At 46.2% G+C, this 2476-nt stretch carries 2 protein-coding genes; both read left to right on the forward strand.

What is annotated here, in order from left to right; all coding sequences use genetic code 11:
• Positions 1 to 208: 208 nt before the first annotated feature.
• Positions 209 to 1024: an SGNH/GDSL hydrolase family protein gene (locus tag NFR98_RS15625; RefSeq protein ID WP_251460584.1), complete on the forward strand. Its 816-nt coding sequence runs from the start codon at positions 209 to 211 to the stop codon at positions 1022 to 1024.
• Positions 1025 to 1647: 623 nt separating this feature from the next.
• Positions 1648 to 2364 (forward strand): MBL fold metallo-hydrolase, encoded by a 717-nt coding sequence (locus NFR98_RS15630; RefSeq protein WP_251460587.1) that lies wholly within the window; start codon positions 1648 to 1650, stop codon positions 2362 to 2364.
• Positions 2365 to 2476 lie beyond the last annotated feature (112 nt).

A 2476-nucleotide genomic window follows, 5' to 3' on the forward strand; every position in this document is an offset into this window, starting at 1 on the left:
CTAGTAAAAGCAACGATAAGTCGAGAAGCCCCCACTTCAATCAAACCGTAAGGTTGATAAGTGGAGGGTAGTTCACTAAAGGCATCCATGGTGTAATGGGATACGGCAAAGCAAGTTTTTTTGGATACCCAACCACATCCTATCCTTTTTCCCTCTTACAGGCAAATCTTGTATAATAGTCTCAGAAACCATTCAGGAGGACGGCAGTTTGGGAAAAAAAGGATGGCTCGTAGTTTTATTGTTTTTCATTACGGCTGGTGTGCTGGGAACCGGTAACTGGTATTATCAGGCGAACACCGGAAAAACGATTGAAAAAGCACAGCAGCAATATAAAAAAGACTTGGCAAAAGAAAAGAAGCGCAGCCTGGAGGCAAAGGCAGCAAAGGAAAGCGCGGCAAAACAGATTTACGAAAAACATAAAGGGAAAGAACTGGTGTATTTGCCGGTCGGCTCCAGCCTGACAGCAGGGGATTTTGCAACGAAAAAAAGCAAAACGTATGCCGCTTTGTTGGCTGCGCGCATTCACCAAGGCCTTGGATATAAAGTGAAGACCATCAATGGCTACAGCAAGAGCGGGGCCGGCCTGAAGGAACATGGGGCAGACAGTCTTCCCCATATTATTTTCAATCATCCTGATCTTGTGACGATTGAGTTCGGTACGTTTGATCTGAACCGGAATGCCAAAAACACTTACGTTTCTGCCGGCCAATTTAAGAAAGATCTCGAACATTTTGTGGATGAAATCAGAAAGAGTACCGGCAAGAAAACAAAAATCATTTTGCTCACCACCTGGAACAGCGGGCAGTTGTCTTTTACTTATGACCGCGCCATTGAAGAGGTGGGGAAGGCAAAGGGTGTTCCTGTTGCCAATATTGAATCTGTCTGGCTGAACCGTTCCGATACACACGGCCAGAAAGGAGAGAAAGCGGCCACGGGCAAAAGCGATGGCTGGCTTGCCAATGACAAAGGGCATAAAGAAATTGCAAATACGGTGTACAAAAAAGCGTATGGGCTGTTAAAGTAAAATACTGGCTGCTTTTCGGAAGGGCAACCCCCGGTCTTTTGGCAGGCGCTCAAGGATTGTGAATATATCGCCCTGTCTTTCAGAAGGCTATCTCTGAAAGACAGGGCTTTTTGCTGTTTTCGGATAAATCACCTCAGTGAAAAACGAATTGTTCGTAATATAAAACAATTTGTTCTTAATATATTTTTAAAAAGCAAGGAAAACAAAGGAATGTTGCGAAAAAGAAAGTATTTTGTTCGTTATTACGAAAAAATGGCGTCGCTTTCAGCTGCATTTATTTTGAGAGACAGTTGATGCAATGCCCATTGTAATTCGTTATCAAGAACTATCGAGATGCAAAAGGTTAACATGCCGTTTCCAATTGTGGTTTTATAAAGTTGGCGTTGCCGGCGTGGCCGGGAGTTCTTCACCGAGAAACGGATTTAGTACGGTGCTGCCTAATATGGCCACCCATGTTTTTAACGTTCTCGTGCCAGGAGTCCTCCTTTTTCTTATTGGTGCAGCGATGGCGCGCACCAGCGCCATAAGCTCCAGCTTCGGAAAGAATAGCGAAAGGCAGCAGAATAGGGCTGTCTGTTTTTTGTGATAAAATGGAAAAGACAATGCAGATGGGAGGGATTCAATTGAAAAAAATTGCCGAGGGCGTTGCGATGCTGGAAATCAACCTGAACCATTTTATCATTCACCCCACTTTGATCTGGGATGAACAGAAAGCGGTTTTGGTAGATGCCGGCATGCCGGGTTCGCTTGATTTGATCCGTGCAGAAATGGAGAAGGCGGGCGTGCCGTTTGAAAAATTGGACGCAGTTATTCTGACGCACCAGGATATGGATCATATTGGCAGCGTGCCGGAAATATTGGCAGAGTCCGGCCATTCCATTACGGTGTACGCACACGGGCTGGACAAGCCATATATCGAAGGGGAGAGGCTTCTGATCAAAGCGGATCCGGAAAAGATCGATCCGGCAAGATGGGAATCGATGCCGGAAGAAATGAAACAGATGTATTTGAATCCGCCGAAAGCGAAAGTGGACAAAGTGATCGGGGATGGAGAAGTTCTGCCTTTTGGCGGCGGAATAGAGGTGATTTTTACACCGGGGCATACGCCTGGCCATTGCTGCCTGTATCTTAAAAAGAGCAAAACATTGATCGCTGCGGATGCGATGGTTGCAGACAACGGCAAACTGCATGGCCCCAGACAGCAAGTCACGCCTGATATGGGAACCGCAATGGCTTCATTGAAAAAGCTGCTTGATTTTGATATTGAATCCGTCATCTGCTACCACGGCGGCCTGTGCCATGAAAATGTAAATGAACAGATTCGCAAGCTTGCAGAATGAAATAAGAGCGTGGCAAAAAAGCCACGTTCTTATTTCAGTGCGCCGTGCATGGCGATTCGCTAGGCGGTGTAAGTCCGCTATGGGGGTAGGTAGCGACCAACCATTAGCCAAG

Origin of the sequence: Weizmannia agrestimuris, assembly GCF_943193165.1 — a bacterium.
Lineage (GTDB): Bacteria > Bacillota > Bacilli > Bacillales > Bacillaceae_C > Weizmannia > Weizmannia faecalis.